This is a genomic window from Paraburkholderia sediminicola (assembly GCF_046027825.1).
Taxonomy (GTDB): Bacteria; Pseudomonadota; Gammaproteobacteria; order Burkholderiales; family Burkholderiaceae; genus Paraburkholderia; species Paraburkholderia sediminicola_D.
Genome location: NZ_JAQQDU010000023.1, coordinates 40,608 through 56,365 on the forward strand (window position 1 = coordinate 40,608; position 15,758 = coordinate 56,365).

General features: G+C 64.4%; 14 protein-coding genes. 3 read left to right on the plus strand and 11 right to left on the minus strand.

What is annotated here, in order from left to right:
• From PQQ96_RS15120 to PQQ96_RS15170, 11 genes are all read right to left on the minus strand, one after another.
• Nucleotides 1-402, minus strand: a complete 402-nt coding sequence (locus PQQ96_RS15120; RefSeq protein ID WP_408293005.1) for a DUF3613 domain-containing protein — start codon at nt 400-402, stop codon at nt 1-3.
• A gap of 37 nt (nt 403-439) precedes the next feature.
• On the minus strand, nt 440-1,321 hold the full coding sequence (locus PQQ96_RS15125; protein WP_408293008.1) for a tetratricopeptide repeat protein: 882 nt from the start codon (nt 1,319-1,321) through the stop codon (nt 440-442).
• 10 nt (nt 1,322-1,331) lie between these two features.
• On the minus strand, nt 1,332-2,345 hold the full coding sequence (locus tag PQQ96_RS15130) for a type II secretion system F family protein (protein ID WP_408293011.1): 1,014 nt from the start codon (nt 2,343-2,345) through the stop codon (nt 1,332-1,334).
• Nucleotides 2,346-2,347: 2 nt separating this feature from the next.
• Nucleotides 2,348-3,382 (minus strand): type II secretion system F family protein, encoded by a 1,035-nt coding sequence (locus tag PQQ96_RS15135; RefSeq protein ID WP_408293014.1) that lies wholly within the window; start codon nt 3,380-3,382, stop codon nt 2,348-2,350.
• Nucleotides 3,375-4,778 carry a TadA family conjugal transfer-associated ATPase gene (locus PQQ96_RS15140; RefSeq protein ID WP_408293017.1) on the minus strand — a complete coding sequence of 468 codons (1,404 nt, stop codon included), beginning with the start codon at nt 4,776-4,778 and terminating at the stop codon, nt 3,375-3,377. Before PQQ96_RS15140 ends, PQQ96_RS15135 begins: the two co-directional genes overlap by 8 nt.
• Before the next feature lie 3 nt (nt 4,779-4,781).
• The gene (locus PQQ96_RS15145) at nt 4,782-6,020 is read right to left on the minus strand and encodes a fimbrial protein (RefSeq protein WP_408293020.1); all 1,239 of its coding nucleotides are present in this window, start codon (nt 6,018-6,020) and stop codon (nt 4,782-4,784) included.
• Between the two features lie 132 nt (nt 6,021-6,152).
• Complete coding sequence (locus PQQ96_RS15150; protein WP_408293023.1) at nt 6,153-7,550, minus strand: type II and III secretion system protein family protein; 1,398 nt, start codon at nt 7,548-7,550, stop codon at nt 6,153-6,155.
• Nucleotides 7,551-7,591: 41 nt separating this feature from the next.
• On the minus strand, nt 7,592-8,533 hold the full coding sequence (gene cpaB / locus PQQ96_RS15155) for a Flp pilus assembly protein CpaB (RefSeq protein WP_408293026.1): 942 nt from the start codon (nt 8,531-8,533) through the stop codon (nt 7,592-7,594).
• A gap of 91 nt (nt 8,534-8,624) precedes the next feature.
• The gene (locus PQQ96_RS15160; protein ID WP_408293029.1) at nt 8,625-9,122 is read right to left on the minus strand and encodes a TadE/TadG family type IV pilus assembly protein; all 498 of its coding nucleotides are present in this window, start codon (nt 9,120-9,122) and stop codon (nt 8,625-8,627) included.
• Nucleotides 9,119-9,619, minus strand: coding sequence for an A24 family peptidase (locus PQQ96_RS15165; protein ID WP_408293032.1), 501 nt, complete (start codon nt 9,617-9,619; stop codon nt 9,119-9,121). The genes PQQ96_RS15160 and PQQ96_RS15165 overlap by 4 nt, the downstream gene beginning before the upstream one ends.
• A gap of 144 nt (nt 9,620-9,763) precedes the next feature.
• Nucleotides 9,764-9,946 (minus strand): Flp family type IVb pilin, encoded by a 183-nt coding sequence (locus PQQ96_RS15170; RefSeq protein ID WP_408293034.1) that lies wholly within the window; start codon nt 9,944-9,946, stop codon nt 9,764-9,766.
• A 658-nt stretch (nt 9,947-10,604) separates the two neighbouring features.
• Between PQQ96_RS15170 and PQQ96_RS15175 the strand changes: the two genes are divergently transcribed.
• The 3 genes from PQQ96_RS15175 to PQQ96_RS15185 all read left to right on the plus strand — a co-directional run bounded on the left by PQQ96_RS15175 (nt 10,605) and on the right by PQQ96_RS15185 (nt 15,717).
• On the plus strand, nt 10,605-12,077 hold the full coding sequence (locus tag PQQ96_RS15175; protein WP_408293037.1) for a collagen-like triple helix repeat-containing protein: 1,473 nt from the start codon (nt 10,605-10,607) through the stop codon (nt 12,075-12,077).
• Nucleotides 12,078-12,262: 185 nt separating this feature from the next.
• Nucleotides 12,263-13,762, plus strand: coding sequence for a collagen-like triple helix repeat-containing protein (locus tag PQQ96_RS15180; protein ID WP_408293040.1), 1,500 nt, complete (start codon nt 12,263-12,265; stop codon nt 13,760-13,762).
• Between the two features lie 248 nt (nt 13,763-14,010).
• A complete protein-coding gene (locus tag PQQ96_RS15185; RefSeq protein ID WP_408293043.1) occupies nt 14,011-15,717 on the plus strand; it encodes a ShlB/FhaC/HecB family hemolysin secretion/activation protein in 1,707 nt (568 codons plus the stop codon).
• Nucleotides 15,718-15,758 lie beyond the last annotated feature (41 nt).

The window sequence follows — 15,758 nt, forward strand, 5'->3', positions numbered from 1 at the left end:
TCAGTTCGAACCACCGCCAGGGCCAGTCCCGCCGGTTGCGCCCATCGCGCCACCGCCACCGCCGCTGTTGCCGCTACTGCTGCCGCTATTCAACGCCGACCCGTACAGGTCGGGAATCTTGCTCTTGAACGATTCCATGTAACGACGGTAGGCAAGCCCGGCTTCAGCGCCAAGCGTCGGCAGCGCAGGCGCGGCTTCCGTGTTGCTGCTTTGCAGGTCGAGCCATGCGCGCGTCGAGTGACCGATTTCGCTGGCCCGAACCGGCGGCTGCGCAGCCTCTACCGACTGAGCGGCATCGCCGGTCTGCGCAACCGCTGAAGCAGCCACCCCCATCGCGACACCAAAGCACAGCACGCACTGCACCGATGCCTTCCAGCCCCGCTTCGTTGTTCTTTTATTCATCTCGACTCCCCTGATTGCCTGTTCGGTCACGGCGCGGTCACTGCGCGAAACGCTGCAACACACGCGGCGCCGGTTCGATACCCTGCGCGCTTGCGACCGTGCCGGTGCCTGCGCCCGCCTGCCCGAACTGTTGTTGTGGTTGCGCCTGCGACCCACGTACCTGCGCGCGTCCCGCCGCGGCTACCTTCGCTGCATCGCTGCGAATTGCCGCACGCACGTCCGGCGTGAACTTCTGCTGATTCATCACCGCCAGCGCCTGTGCCTGGTCGCCGTTGGCGAGCAGATAAAGCACCATGTTGCTGACGATCTTCTGATTGTTCTGATCGAGCTCGGCCGCCTTCATGAGCGGCACCCGTGCGCCATTCACATCGCCGTCGCGCAGCCGCGCATAGCCGAGGTCCGACAGGGTCACCGCATCGGTCGGTGCGAGTTGCGCGGCCTGCTGCAGTTCCTGCGCCGCATGCGCAAAGTCGCCGGCCGCGCCGACGATCAGGCCGAGCCCACGATAGCCGCGCGCAGCGAGCGGGCTCTTCAGCAGTTGTCCGTATGCAGTCGCTGCGGCGTCGGGCTGATCGGTCATTCGCAACGCGTCGGCGCGCAGCAAAATCGTGTCGGGGCTCACGCCATACTGTTTTTCGTACGCGTCGATATGCGCGAGCGAGGCGAAGTAAAGCCCCTGCGACTGCATCTGGTCGATCAGTCCAAGGTACATGCCGGGCGTGTCCGGCGCGGGATCGCGATTGGCTTGCTGGGCCATCGCCGCACGTTCGGCCTGCGCCCCGACGCCGTAACCCACGACGTCTTTGGACGCGCACGCGCCGAGCAGCGAGAACGCGGCCAGCGCCACAGCGCAGCACGTGGCGCGCCGGGCGTTTTGGGCCGGACGCGTCAGACGTTCGAACGATAGACAGTGAGTCATTGCAAAATCCTTACCGATGCATCGCACTCAGCGAATGCTGGACAGCCAGTACACCCGGGCCGGCGGTAACGATCATCAGCGCGGGCAATAACGTGACGATCATCACACCGGTCATCTTCACGGCGAGACGGCCAATGCGTTCGCGCAACATCGCCCGGCGCGATTCGCGCAGGCGGTCGCCGAACTGCTTGAGCGGTTCCTGCACGGCGCCCCCGTGCCGGTCGACCTGCACCAGCAGGCGCACGACCGCGCGCAAATCTTCGTTGTTATAACTGGAGGCGAGCCGGTTCAGCGACTGCTCGCGCGTGCGGCCGGTTGCGAACTGACGCTGCGCGATTTCCAGCTCGCTCGAGAGTACCGGCAGCATCGTGCGAAAATCGTTGACCATCACCTGCAAACTTTGATCGAGCGACAGGCCCACGCCCTGCAGCAAGCGCAGCAGATCGACCAGCAAAGGCAATTCGTCGACCACGCCGACCCGGCGCTTGCTGGCACGCCGCCTCAGCACGATCTTCGGCACCATGAAGCCGACCACGATCGAGATGACCACCAGCATGACGTAGCGCGGGCCGCCCAGATGGTCGCGTGCCAGTACGCCCACCAACACCGGCAGCACTAGCGCGCCCACGAGCCGCGCCACCAGAAACAATCCGCGCGTGCGCGTATCCACGAAGCCGCACTGCTCAAGCAACTGGCGGTCTTCCTCAGCCACGATCTGGCGGCCGAAAGGCGTGTCTAGCCAGCGAATCCCGGTGTGCGCAAAGCGCTCCAGCAGTCCTTTGAAACCCTTGGGCTGCGCGGTTCGCAAAGCCGCTTTGGAGGCGCTCTGCGCGCCGTCCGCACCACGTGCAGCCGCTGCGGCCGCGAGCGCCGCGGTCTGCAGCGCGCGTTCGTCAAGCGCGTGTCTGAGCGTACGTTCGCTGCGCCGCACGGCGGCCACGCGCGCCAGCACCAACCCGGCAAGCAACAGCAGGGCGAGCGCGGCCAGGGCCAACGCGAGAGCGACGAGTTGATGAGCTTGCATCGTTAGCTCCTCAGACTCGCGAGGCGATACAGCAGAAAGGCGCCGACAACCTGCAAGCCGAACGCCAGGTAGACGAGCTGGCGCCCGCTCGGGTCGAACCACATCGACGCGAAATAACGAGGATTGGACAGGATCAGAAATCCGCCGATACCGACCGGCAGCATCGCCAGCACCCACGAAGACAACCGCGTTTCCGCCGACATCGCGACGAGTTCGCGCTCGGCCTGTTCGAGATCGCGCATGAACGAAGCCATGCGGTCGAGCATCACATCGGCACGGCCGCCGTACTTGACCGACAGACGCAGCACGGCGCCAACCAGTTCGAGCTCGCGCACCCCATAGATCATGGCAACCTGGGACAGCGCACGATCGATTTCGACTCCAGTGCGCAGCATCCGCGAGACATAGTCCAGACATTCACGCAAAGGCGCCTCAGTGCTTTGCAACGCGGCCTGAAAAGCGGCGGGCACGCTATTGCCGAGCGTAATCAGACGCACGATGCCGTCGAGGAACAGCGGCAATTGCCGCACGATCAGTTGACGGCGCTTGTTCGCACGCATCGCGAGCAGAAAGTAAACGAACATCACGCACGCAATCAGCGTCGCGCCGGCTGCGAGCGTGCCACCGACCAGCGCGGCCCAGACACACAGCAGCAGCGTGATCGCGCCGACAATCGCGACAGGGCCCTTGGCGCTGCCAACGCCCGCGCGAGCCATCGCGTGTCGCACCATGAAGCGTACGCGCGCTTGCAGGTAGCGCCCGTGCTCGAGCCAGCCCGCGTCGGCCGGCGGCGCTTGCGGTGCGATCGCGGCAGACGCCGCGGCGGCTCGCGCGGGCGCGACGCGCGGATTGCCCGCCGCACCGCTCGCCAAACCACCCGCACCCGCGCCGGCCGGCATAGCTGCCGCCATACGGCTATCGATATAACGCTCAGTGCTCACCTGGTCTTTGCGTTGCGCGCCACGCTGCCATAACAGCAACGCGAGCGCCGCGCATAGCAGCGCGAGCGCCGCGAAGACCAGTGCCACGCTAGACATTGAAGCCTCCGCCGAAGCCGCCGCTACCGGCGCCTCCGAAGCCACCGCCGCTGAAGCCGCCACCGCCGCCAAAGCCCGCGTTGCCGAACCCGCTCTGCATCTCGCTAGCGCCCAGCGCCTGACGGAAACGCGCCAGCTTCGGCGAGTGCGGATGAATGCCAAGCGACACCCAGTTATCGAGTTCATCGCCCTCTGCGGTCGCGACCGGCTCGTAGCGATAGAGCTCCTGAGTCGCGATGATGTTGTCCGACAGGCCCGTCACTTCGGTGATCGACAGAATCCGTCGGCGCCCGTTCGAGAGCCGGCCAATCTGCACGATGAAGTCGATCGCATTGGCGATCTGCCGGCGCAAGCTCGACTCGGTGCCCTGGAAGCCCGCGAAACCCGCCAGCATTTCAAGGCGGTACAGACATTCGCGCGGCGAGCTCGCGTGCACGGTGCCCATCGAGCCGTCGTGGCCGGTGTTCATCGCCTGCAGCATTTCGAGCACCTCACCGCCGCGCACTTCGCCGACGATGATGCGGTCCGGCCGCATCCGCAAGGTATTGCGCAGCAGATCGCGAATTGTCACGACACCCGCGCCGTCGAAACCGCCCGGCCGGCTCTCGAGCCGCACCACGTGCGGGTGGTTCAGCGACAGTTCGGCCGTGTCTTCGATCGTCACGACGCGCTCCGGCTCGGGAATGTGGAACGCCAGCGCATTGAGCAGCGACGTCTTGCCCGAGCTCGTGCCGCCCGACACCAGTATGTTGCAGCGCGCGGCGACCGCCGCATCGAGCAAGGCGCCGATTTCCGGGTTGTAGGTGCCGTTGGCGAGCAGATCCTCGGGACGCATCGGATCTTTGCGGAACTTCCGGATCGAGACGATCGGCCCATCGATCGACAGCGGTTCGATCACGACATTCACACGCCCACCGTTCGGCAGGCGCGCATCGACCATCGGATTCGATTCGTCCAGACGCCGTCCGATCGGCGCGAGAATGCGCCGCACGATGCGCAGCAGATGCGCGTTGTCGGCAAAGCGCACCTGAATCTTGGTCAGGATGCCGTGACGCGACACGTACACGTCGTTGTAGCCGTTGATCAGAATATCTTCGACGGCCGGATCGGCGAGCAGATCCTCGATCGGCCCGAAGCCCGCCAGCTCCTTGGTCAGCGCTTCGGCGATCAACCGCACTTCACTTTCGTTGATCGGTATCCGGCGCAACCGCACGAAACTGTCCATCTCCAGATCGACGAACTGGTTGATCGCGTTACGCGACCAGCGGCCGAACTCGGAGCCGAGTTCCTCGATACGCGTCAGCAGGTGTTCGTGCGCAGCGTTCTTGATGTCCTGGAACTGCTGGCTATGCGCGAACGAAGGCGCGTCGTCGGCAAATTCGATTTCTTTTGCCATCGTCTATGACCGCTTGTAAGTGGTTGGAATGAAGCGCTTGAGCGCGCCGAGTGCGGATTTGCCGCGTGCCTGAGCGGCCGCGCAGTCGCCGCCGAGTCGCTCGATCAAAGGTTCGAGTGCGCGCACGTACGGATCGCGCGCCGCGACATCGGCCAGCAGATGCCCCTGGTTGACCGCCTGGCCAAGCGTGATGCGCCGTTCCGGCAACGTGACGAGCAAGGGGATCTCCAGACGCTGTGCGATCTGTGCGGCGGCGAGACCGAGGTCGGCATCGAATTTGTTGACGATCAGCCGCACGTTCGCCGTATCCACGCCCTCTTCGCGCAGCGCGTCCAGCACGCTAACCGCCGAGACGATCGAGGCCACGCCCTGATCGCACAACAACCAGGTTTCGTCGGCGGCCTGCACGACGTGAGCGATGAACTCGCTATTGGTGAAGCCACCGAGGTCGACGATCTGCTGGTCGAAGAATGCGCGCAGCCGGTTCAGCAAGCCAATCGACGAGGAATACGACACCTCGCGCATGTCAGCAAGATTCGGCGGCAGCGCGGTAAGCGCGAGGCCGCTCGAATGATGCGACAGCGCCGTATGGACGAAAGTCTGATCGAAGCGGCGCAGATTGCGCACGGCTTCGACAAAATTGAATTCGCTGCGCGTGTTCAGGAGCAGCGAGCCGTCACCGGCCGGCAAGCCGAGATCGAGCAAGGCGGCCTGCCGTCCCTGCGCGACGTCGCGCCGTTGCAGCATCACCGCGAGGTTCGCGGCCAGCGTGCTCACGCCCATGCCGATGCGCGCGCCCAGCAGCGCGGTGACGTGGCCATGGCGGCTAACCGGTTCGACGAGGTTGTCCAGTACCTGGCGCGTGATGCGCAAGGCGTCTTCAGCGGGCGCGGACAGGTCGATGAAATCACGCACGCCGGCACGCAGCGCGGCCAAGGCGCTTTCGGGCTCGGCAAGCGAACCGAGCGCGACGATCTGCATGCCGGGATAGGCCGTGCGCACAGTACTCGCCGCGGCACTCGCCGCCGCGGCGCGGCCGCCGGAAAAGTCGACGAATACCAGCGACGGGTTCAGCGTCGCAATGCGTTGCATCAACATCGACGGATCGAGTGTGGCCGCTTCGACCACACCTGCGCCCACCAGCGTATCGGCGAGCCAATGCACGTGTTCGTCGGCCAGCGACGCGAACACGAAATAATCGGTGACCGCCCGTTCAGTCAATGAATGCGTTCTCGCGTTCATGTTGGACATCCTTTTGCGGCATCGGCTGCGAAGCCACCGCGTCGTACTGCTTGCCAGCACGCGCATGCGGTTCGCACGCACGCTGGCTCACTGCTCCACCGATCCGGCGCGCCGTCTGGGCGCCCGCCGGCTTCACTTCGAAAATCCCGGCGCTGCATCGCGCGCCGCCACGCCACCGATCAGTGAGCGCCACACCGGCCCGTCACGCTGCTCGGACTGCTCGCCCGGCGTCGACGGCAAGGTCACGCCTTTCGCCAGCGGCGACACCAGATGCGGCGTCACGATGATCACCAGCTCCTTCTCGTTCTGCTGGTAATTCAGTTGCTTGAAGAAGGTGCCGATCACCGGCAGATCGCCGAGCATGGGCACCTTCGATACATTCGATGCGGTCTCGCGGTCGATCAGGCCGCCGATCACGAAGCTCTCGCCGTCGCCGAGCTCGACCGTGGTGTCCGCGCGGCGTGTGATGAACGCGGGCACCGACACGCCGCTGATCGTCACTGCATTGGCGAAATCCAGCTGGCTCGCCTCGGGCGCCACCTTCAACGCGATGCGTTGCGGGCTCAGGACGGTCGGCGTCAATGTGAGCCCGATGCCGTACGGCTTGAATTCGATCGAGGTCGAACCGAGTGCCTGCGGCACGGGAATCGGCACCTCACCGCCAGCAAGGAAGCTGGCGCTCTGTCCGGATAGGGCCACCAGTGTCGGTTCGGCCAGCACGCGTGCAAGGTTGTTGCTCTCCAACAGGCTCAGGTTCGCGAACAGCCCGTGCGTGGCGGAGTTGAAAATCAGGTTGAACGCCGACGATATCGGCGTCGTGCTCGTCATTTGCGGCGCCTGCCCTGCGGTTGCGGAAACGGAGCCCAGCGCCGACGGTGCAAACGAGCCGAACGTAAAACCGTTGTTCTGCTTGAAGAAGTTGAAACCGACCTCCTTGAGCACCGAGCGGCTGAACTCGACCACCCGCACGTCGACCTGCACCACCGCGCGACTCGCCACGGTCGACGTGTCGAACACCGCGCCATCCTTGCCGAGCGAGCCTTCCGCCGCGACCACGGCGTGCTGGTGCGCCTCCATCGTCGCCGACGAGCCGGAGACCACCGCCGTGCTGCCGAGCACCTTGACCTTCGGCGTGTCGGGCCCAAGCAGCGAGGCTGCGGCCTGCGTGATGACGTTGACCGTATAGGTCAGCGGCGCCTCGTGATCGCTCGTCCACAGCATCAGGTTGGTCGTGCCCGCCGCCTTGCCGACCAGCAGCACGCCGCCGCGCTTATCGCCCCTGATGATCAGCACATCGGCCACCGCCGGGTCGCCGATCGCGACACGCCGCAATGTATGACCCGTCGCGAGCGGCTGCTGCGCACCGACCACCAGATCGATGGTCTGTGACGACGCAGCCTGAACTGGCTGAGATGCCCGTGCCGGGTACCCCTGCTGCACCGGACCGGCCGCGTCAGTCGCAGCCGATACGGCGAGCAAGGCCAACCCGAGCCACGCAGCCTTCCCAAAAACATAAATCCGTTGTGTCATTTAGTTATCGACGCGTATGGCCGTCCGCTCCCTGAAACCGCTTACCAGGCGACCGTCTCGGCGCGCCCACCCCGTATCACTTCGATACCGCTTTTTGTACTGTTTGTGTTGCCCGCGACGCGTGTAGGCGGCGCCATGCGCGGCAACGGCGGCCGTACGCTAGCGCCCGCCGACTCGTTGCTTCCCGACAAGGCGTCGAGCGACACGCCGGCTGCCGCACGGGTCGAATCCTGCAGCGGCTCGGACGCGCCGGCACGAGCCACCGTCTTCAACACGCCGGGATAAGCCGGCAATGCGTTCTGATCGACTACTTCGGCATCCTTCGGATTGCGCAGCGCGAAGATCAAACGACCTGCGCTTTCGGCGAGCGTCAGGCGGTCCACGTCGGCGACCGGTACCGCCAGCACCGCGGTACGCACCATGCCGTTCGGGTCGCCGGCGGTGTCGCCGCTAGTCGTTGCATTGCCAAACGCCAGCACGCGCACTTTCGACATCAGGAGACGCGCCTGGGTACGATCGATTTCGCCGCCGTTGCCGATGGCGCCGTCACGCTTGAGCGTGAAAAACACGTCGACGAAATTACCCGGCCGCAGCCGGTTGCCGACCGCATTGCCCTCGTCGACCCGCACGGCCAACGCGCGTTCACCCGGCTCGACACGCTCGGCGAGCCCCGACGACAACTGGGTTTCAAGCACCGGCGAATCCGCAACGATCTCAGCGTTCGGCACGCGCCCGGTCAGTTGTGCCGGATCGGCGAATGCGCCGGTCGGATTGATCGGCAGCGACTGCACGCGCAGTTGATCGACGGTGATCGGCTTGCCTGCCGGCAACATCTGGGTGGCCACCACTACCGGAAAGCTCGCATGCGTCGCAGGCGTCACAGCCACGGGTGCCGGGCGGCGCGACAGCGTCCACGCGAACAGGCCGAGCAGCAACGCGACAGCGATCAGCACACCGGCAAGAATTTTGGTCAGATTCGGCATGACGACTCACTGCTTCGGTTAAACAATGCCGTGCCATACGAGCGTTCGGAGTCGCCTCGACGGACATAAAGGCTGGGAGCCGGAGCGCGTGTCACTGAATATTCTCCGGATTGAGTTGTACGGTGGCGCTGCTCGACAGGGTGTTAGGTAACGTGAAACCCATCAGCGGTAAGGCCGGCACCAGCGGATTGGCCTGGTAGTTGTAAGTCAGCAAGACGTTCACGCACTGCATGGTGTTGCCCGGGCCACAGGGTGCGGAACTGGACGTGCATTGCATGGACTGCACCAGCGTCGCGACCATCAGATTCGCCGCAGCGCAGGCGGCGTTGCCGCGATTGACGAGCGCGTTTTGCAGCGACGTGCTGCTTTGCCAGTTCAGCGCGGCGCGCGCGCCTTCTTCCGCGGCGAGCGTCAGGTTCTGCTGTGCCACGAAGATCAGACTGAAGGTGATGATCGCGTACAGGATTGTGAAAAACAGCGGGAACACCAAAGCAAACTCGATAGCCGTGGCGCCGCGCTGCGCACGCGCGCGGCGTGTATGAATATGCTTGAGCGGCGAACGCGAGGGCTGGGTCGTGATCGGCTTCATCGCGCGCCCCCGGCCAGTCCTTGCAGCATGAGCCATGCACTGGCGGCCACCGTAAGACATGCGGCGTACGGCGTGGAAGCCCTACCGGCCAGTTCGAAAGTCGCGCCGTGATGACGGACCAAACTGGCGAGCCGCGTGCGCGTCGTAATCAACAGCCAGAGCGCATGTACGCCCGCGGCAAGACTAGCTGCCATCCAGAGGCCGAGCAGCGCGTGCATACCGCACCACGCGCCTAGGACCGCAAATACCTTGACGTCCGCGGCACCCATGACGCCGAGCGCGAAAAACGGCAACAACGCGGCCAGACCGACTAGCGCTCCAATACCTGCCTGGGTCAATGAAACGCCAAAAGGCCCGCACTGAAGAAGCGAACAGCCGAACGCCGCCGCCAAACCAGCGACGACAACTGAATTGGAAATACGCCGGGCGCGGCAGTCGCTGATAGCGACCACAGCAGCCCAGACGATAAATAACAGAATACCGACGGAAACATTCATTTCGCACTCGACAGGCAAAGCAACGCCATGCGAATTGCAATGCAATTCGCATTAGCCAATTTGGCGATGCATTAAGAAACGCCTACGAAGCGGTCCAACGTAATAAAACGCTGACTGCTTCGCGGGACGTTTGCAGGTTGCCCTTTACGATGCAGGCGTTGCGTTGCTGATCTTGGTCGCGACGTCGCCCAACAAGGTCGAAAGGTTCGTGCCAATGTTCGTGACCGCCGTTGCAATGACGAGTACGACTAACCCCGCGATAAGACCGTACTCGATGGCCGTCACGCCCCGGTTATCTCTCAGGAAGCGTTGTGTGAACTTTTTCATTTTTACCCTCGGACTATCATTAATTTCGTTTGTTTACGTGCTACTTCGGATGACGGAGTCTTGTGCGCTACGGACCATTGGTCTCTCATTCCTGGTCCTGCTTGTTGCGCCGCAGAAGCACCGCCTCGCAGCCGGCTTCAATAAAACAGATGTCTTTAAGCTGTCTGTTCGATTACGCACCTCCCACGTCAATCCTTGATGCTTTCGGGTTTTATAGCCGAACAATCATATTTAAGCAATTGTCCGCTGCCCTTGGCCTCGCACCCTATGCGTTTTCACGTCGTACTCAGGTTAACGGCAGTCGGTGCGTTGCAGCACATAGGAATAACCATGAGTTAGATTCGCTACACTAATTATTTGTTTAAACAGAACGTTTCAAGCGCGCGGGACCCTCCCATTGCGCCTGCGTTACGCCGTGTTTCGTAACGGCGCGCGGGGCTCGTTACGTTACGCAGCCCTCGCAAACGTTTAGCGGATTAACTTTCTCACGGTATATCCGGGTTAGCGGACACTTCATCAATCAACCTCAAAGCCATATCACATATGGCTTCACGCCCTTTAGAAAGAAAATATTTCGCATTGCTCAGTCGAAATGGCACGGCTCGTGCAGAGATAGGCACGCAGCAACACCCAAAAACACATGCGATGCGAGGGCGACATGAATATTCAAACGGCCAACACCACACTTCGAACAACCCTGATTGCGGCCAGCGTGGCCGCAATGCTTTCTCTCGGTGCTTGCGGGGGCTCCGGAACCCTGAGTACCGGTACCGGCGGCAGCGGTAGCGGCTCCGCCGGCGGCGCAATTTCCACCACCGGCGGCGGCAGCGGTTCGATGGGTTCGGGCGGCTCCGGCAGCAGCACCACCAGCAATGGCTCGGGAAGCGGATCCGGCACGGGCACCGGAACAGGTACGGGAACCGGCACGACCCCGGTCGCAAATGCACTCGGCACCGTAGTCGGCAACGGCGGTGGCGTGGTGAGCGATGCCGGCTCGGTGGTCTCGAGCATTGGCACGGTGATCGGCTCGCAAACCCTGCCTGGCGTCAGCTCGCAAACCACGCAGGCCGCCGGCGGCGTCGTGCAGCAAGTCGGCTCGGCGGTCTCGACACTCGGCAACGGCGTATCGCAAGGGCTCGGCCAACTCGGCACCGGCGGCGACGCGGTTGGCACGACGGTCTCGAGCCTCGGTGGCGTGGTCAGTCATGTCGGTGGCGCAGTGACGGATGCAGGCGGCCTCGTGACGAGCCTCGGCAGCGGCCCGCTCGCGCCGTTGGCCGCCATCACCACGCCGCTCGGCGGCGTCGTCAATACGCTCGGCGGTGCAGTCACCAACGGTGGCAACACCCTCACTACCGCGCTCTCGACTGGACCGGTGCAGCAGATCACGCAGACGCTCAGCACGGCGATCACGCCGATTACGTCGATGGTCGCGGCGACCACACAGACAGTCGGCAACACCACGGGCCTCGGCGCACCGCTGAACGGCCTGCTCTCGACCCTCGGCGGCGGCCTGGGCAAGGCCGGCACGTTGATCAGCGCAACCGGCGGCAACCCGATCACGGCCGCTCTTGGCCATACGGTCACGGATACGGGGACCACGGTCGCATCGCTGGGCGGTCTGCTCACTGGCGGGACCGGCGGCAATCCGCTGGCGCCGCTCACCAGCGCCCTCGGCGGCCTGACGGGCGGCACCAACAGCGGCCCGCTCGCTCCGCTCACCAGCGTACTCGGCGGCTTGACCGGCGGCACCGGCAGTGGCCCACTCGCTCCGCTTACCGGCGCGCTCAGCAGCGCAACGGGCGGTCTGGGCGGCGCATCGAGCGGCGGCAGCCCGTTGGCGCCTGTTACCGGTCTGCTCTCGAGCGTGACGAACGGCCTGAGCAGCGCGACCGGCGGCAGCAGCAGCCCGCTCGCCCCGGTTACCGGCTTGCTGTCTAGCGTCACTGGCGCGCTTGGCGGCGTCACGACCACGGCGGCCGCCACGCCGACCTCGACGACCACCACCTCGACCAGCACGAGCCCTGGCCTGTCTCTGTCGAGCACCAGCGGCAAGGGAACGGGCAGCAGCCCGCTCGCTCCGGTGACGTCGGTCCTCGGCGGCCTGCTCGGCGGTCTGTCGAAGAAGTAAGCAAAGACGTCGAAGTCATCGAAAGAAGTGCAGTAACCGGCAATCTGGCGTCCGGAGTGCGGCCCGCCAGCCGCACCCCGGCTCCGCCGGAACCTGGCTGAATTGAGCCGCGCCGCTCAGACACCTGTTGCACCGGCGCACGGAACCAAACGCACACGACACCTAGAAGACACTGAGGAGCACACATGTCCAACCAACGTTTTTTTACTCTCCATGCGGCGTGCGCGACCGTGTCGTCGTTGCGCGCACCGTTGATCGCCGTCGCGGTCGCCGGCTTGCTCGCGGCGTGTGGCGGCAATGGCGTCACTGTGCCATCGAGCGCATCCGGCAGCGGTAGCGCCGGCGGCGGCGGTTCGACCAGCGGCGGCCCGACCACCTCCACCTCCGCGAGCACCAACGGCGTCGCCACCGCCGCCGCCAAGACCACCAGCGACCTCGGCAACACGATCGCCTCGCAGACGATTCCGGGTCTTAGCCCGCAAGTCACGCAAGGCCTCGGCAACGCGGTTTCGAGCACGAGCAACACGCTGAACTCGCTCGCCAATGCGGTAAGCGGCGGCGTCGGGCAAATCGGCGTGACCTCCAATCCGGTCGGCACCACGGTCGCCGGACTCGGTTCGGTGGTCAGCTCGACGAGCGGTGTCGTGCAAGGTCTGAGCACCACGGTCGGTGGCCTCGGCACCGGCAACCTCGCACCGCTGTCGCCGCTCACCACGCCGCTGGCAACGGTCCTCGCCACCACCGCGGGCGCACTGAACGCTGGTGGCGCGACGCTTGGCAATTCGCTGGCCTCCGTGCCGGTGCAGCAGATCACCCAGCCGATCAGCACCGCGATCACACCGATCGTGCAGACCGTTGGACTCGTAACGCAGACGGTCGGCACGCAGACCGGCCTCGGCGCGCCGGTAGGCGGCCTGCTCGCGCAAATCGGCGGTGCCGTGAGCTCGGCCGGCTCGCAAGTCGGCGCGGCAACGAAGAACCCGCTCGGCGCCGATGTCGGCACGCTCGTCGGCTCGCTGGGCAACACGGTGACGAACGCTGGCGGCCTCGTTAATCCGAACGGCCCGAATGGCGCGAATCCGATTCCCGGCTTGATTACGAGCCTCGTCGGCAGCACGAACGTGGCCGTCGTCAATGGGCCGCCTGCCAACGGCAACCCGCTCAGCCCGCTGCAAAACTCGCTCGCGAGTCTCGGGCTCGGCAGCAATCCGATCGGCTCGCTGTCGACGCTGCTCGGCGGCACGCCGCTGGCCGGCCTGACCTCGGTGCTGGGCAGCACGCCCTTGGGTTCGCTGACCTCGGGGACGGGCGGCTCGCCGCTGAGTCCGCTGACGTCATTGCTGGGCGGCACACCTTTGGGTTCGCTGACCTCGGGGACGGGCGGCTCACCGCTGAGTCCGCTGACGTCATTGCTGGGTGGCACGCCCTTGAGTTCGCTGACCTCGACGTTGGGTGGCACGGGTAGCGCATCGAATCCGCTGTCGACACTGACCGGCGCACTCTCCGGCGTCACCAGCAGCGCATCGGGCAGCAGCGGCAGCAGCCCGCTCGCTCCGGTAACCGCTCTCGTCGGCCAGTTGACCGGCGCACTCAGCTCGGCGGCAGGTTCGACGAGCGGCTCAAGCAGTGCGACGGGCGGCTTGACGACCCTGCTTGGCGGCCTGGTGCCGGTGAGCCATAAGTAGTCCGCACAGGTCGCTCATTGATGCCGCGCGCATAAGGCGTCCCATTGGACGCCCCATTACGCCGCGCGCATCAGCAGTGCGCCTCATCACGTGCTCCGTGCTTTTGCAGCCGATGCTCAAGCCCGACGGAGCACGTGACGTTATACATATAAGCATGGCAGTATGCGTCGAGCCACACATAAGCGATCGCGACCAGCCCGGCCAGGCGGCGCGCCCGCAAGACAAAAACGGCATACGAGGAAAATCCGATGAAACTCGGGTACGGTAGTACATGGACCCTCCTGCTCGCAGCGATTGCGGCAAGCGGGATGCAGATGGAAGCGCAAGCGCAGTCACGCCCCAGCCCGTCAGTCGGCGGCAACCCGATGGATACGCTGCCACAAATCAAGGCGCCCGACAAAGGCCCGAACGTGACCATGCAGGTCGCGCCGCAAGCCCCTCAACTTCAGGAACTGCTCGCCCGCCATCTGACGCCGTCAAAGATTCAGGTCGAGGGCGTGAAGTCCATTCCGTTCGACGAAGTCGCGCAGCGCTTCACGCCTCTCGTCGGCAAAGACACCACCATCGGCGATCTGATCCAGGTCGCCAACGGCGTCACGAAGCTGTATCAGGATCGCGGCTATGCACTGTCGTTCGCGTTCATCCCCGCCCAAACTTTCGAAGGCGGCGTGGTGCGCGTAACGGTGGTCGAAGGCTACGTGTCCACCGTCAAGGTAACGGGCAAACCCGGCGCGGTCGAAGACAAGATCCGCGCGATCGCCGACCACATCGTCGCCGACCGGCCGTTGCGGCGTGCCACCTTCGAGCGTTACATCAACGTGCTGGGGCTGTTGCCCGGCGTGAAAGTCGCGGCCAATGTGGCGCCCCCGCAAAATACCGACGGCGCCACCACGCTCGAGTTGAACGTAGACCGCAAACCGTTCGACCTCAGCACGGGTATCGACTTCAATCACCCCGGCGTGCAGGGCCTGTTGACGGCAACCGAAAACGGCCTGACCGCACTCGGCGAACAGTTGAGCGTGTCGGCCTTGCTGCCGAAGGGCCGTGACAATGTCACCTATCTCGCCGCGCACGCTGCGGTACCGATCGGCAGCGATGGTCTGATGGGGAAGATCGACGCGTCGCACTATCGCGGCAATCCGGTCGACAATCCCGGCCTGCCCTCTTACGTCGCGCGCACGGTCATCAACGACAAGGTCGGCGGTTCACTGGCCTATCCGCTCCTGTTGAGCAACAAGCAAAGCGTGATCGGCACCGCTTCGGTCTATGCCTCGCACGACGAAGATCGCTACAACAACCAGGACACCGGCGCGCAGATCGGCTTGCGCTCGCAGGTGCGGGTGATGCAACTGCAGGCCGACTACGCCAGCGTGGACACGGACCAGGTGCGCCACGCAAGTATCAATGTGGCGAAGGCATTCAATATCCTTGGCGCGTCGAAATCCGGCGACTCGAACGTGCCCGGCACAACGGTCACGAATCCGGCGTCGATCACTTTCGTGCGGACCGGCGCAAGTTTTTCGCAAACCAACCAGTGGCCGCTAAAGATCGGCACCGCGGTTTCGTTGACTGGTCAGTACAGCCCCGTCTCGCTACCGACGTCGGAACAGATCTCGTTCGGCGCGCAACGTTTTGCGCAGGGTTATGAACCGGGCGAGGCATCGGGCGATTCGGGCTGGGGGGCCATGTTCGAAGTCAACCGGGGCTTTACGCCGGGCTTCACCTATCTACGCACCTTTACCCCTTATGTCTCGTTCGACATGGCCCGCGTGTATCTGCATGCGGGGACGCCCTCGCCGTCGAAGATGTCCTCGATTGCGTTCGGCTTCCGGATCTCGGACGCGAAGTATTACAGCCTGGATTTGTCGGTGGCCAAACCGATCGGCGACGCGCCGGTGGAGAGCGCGTCGCGCAACCCACGCATCAACGCGACATTCTCGTATCAACTGAACTGACACTCACTGATACTCAGACATGCCGCGTGCTGATTAGAGGT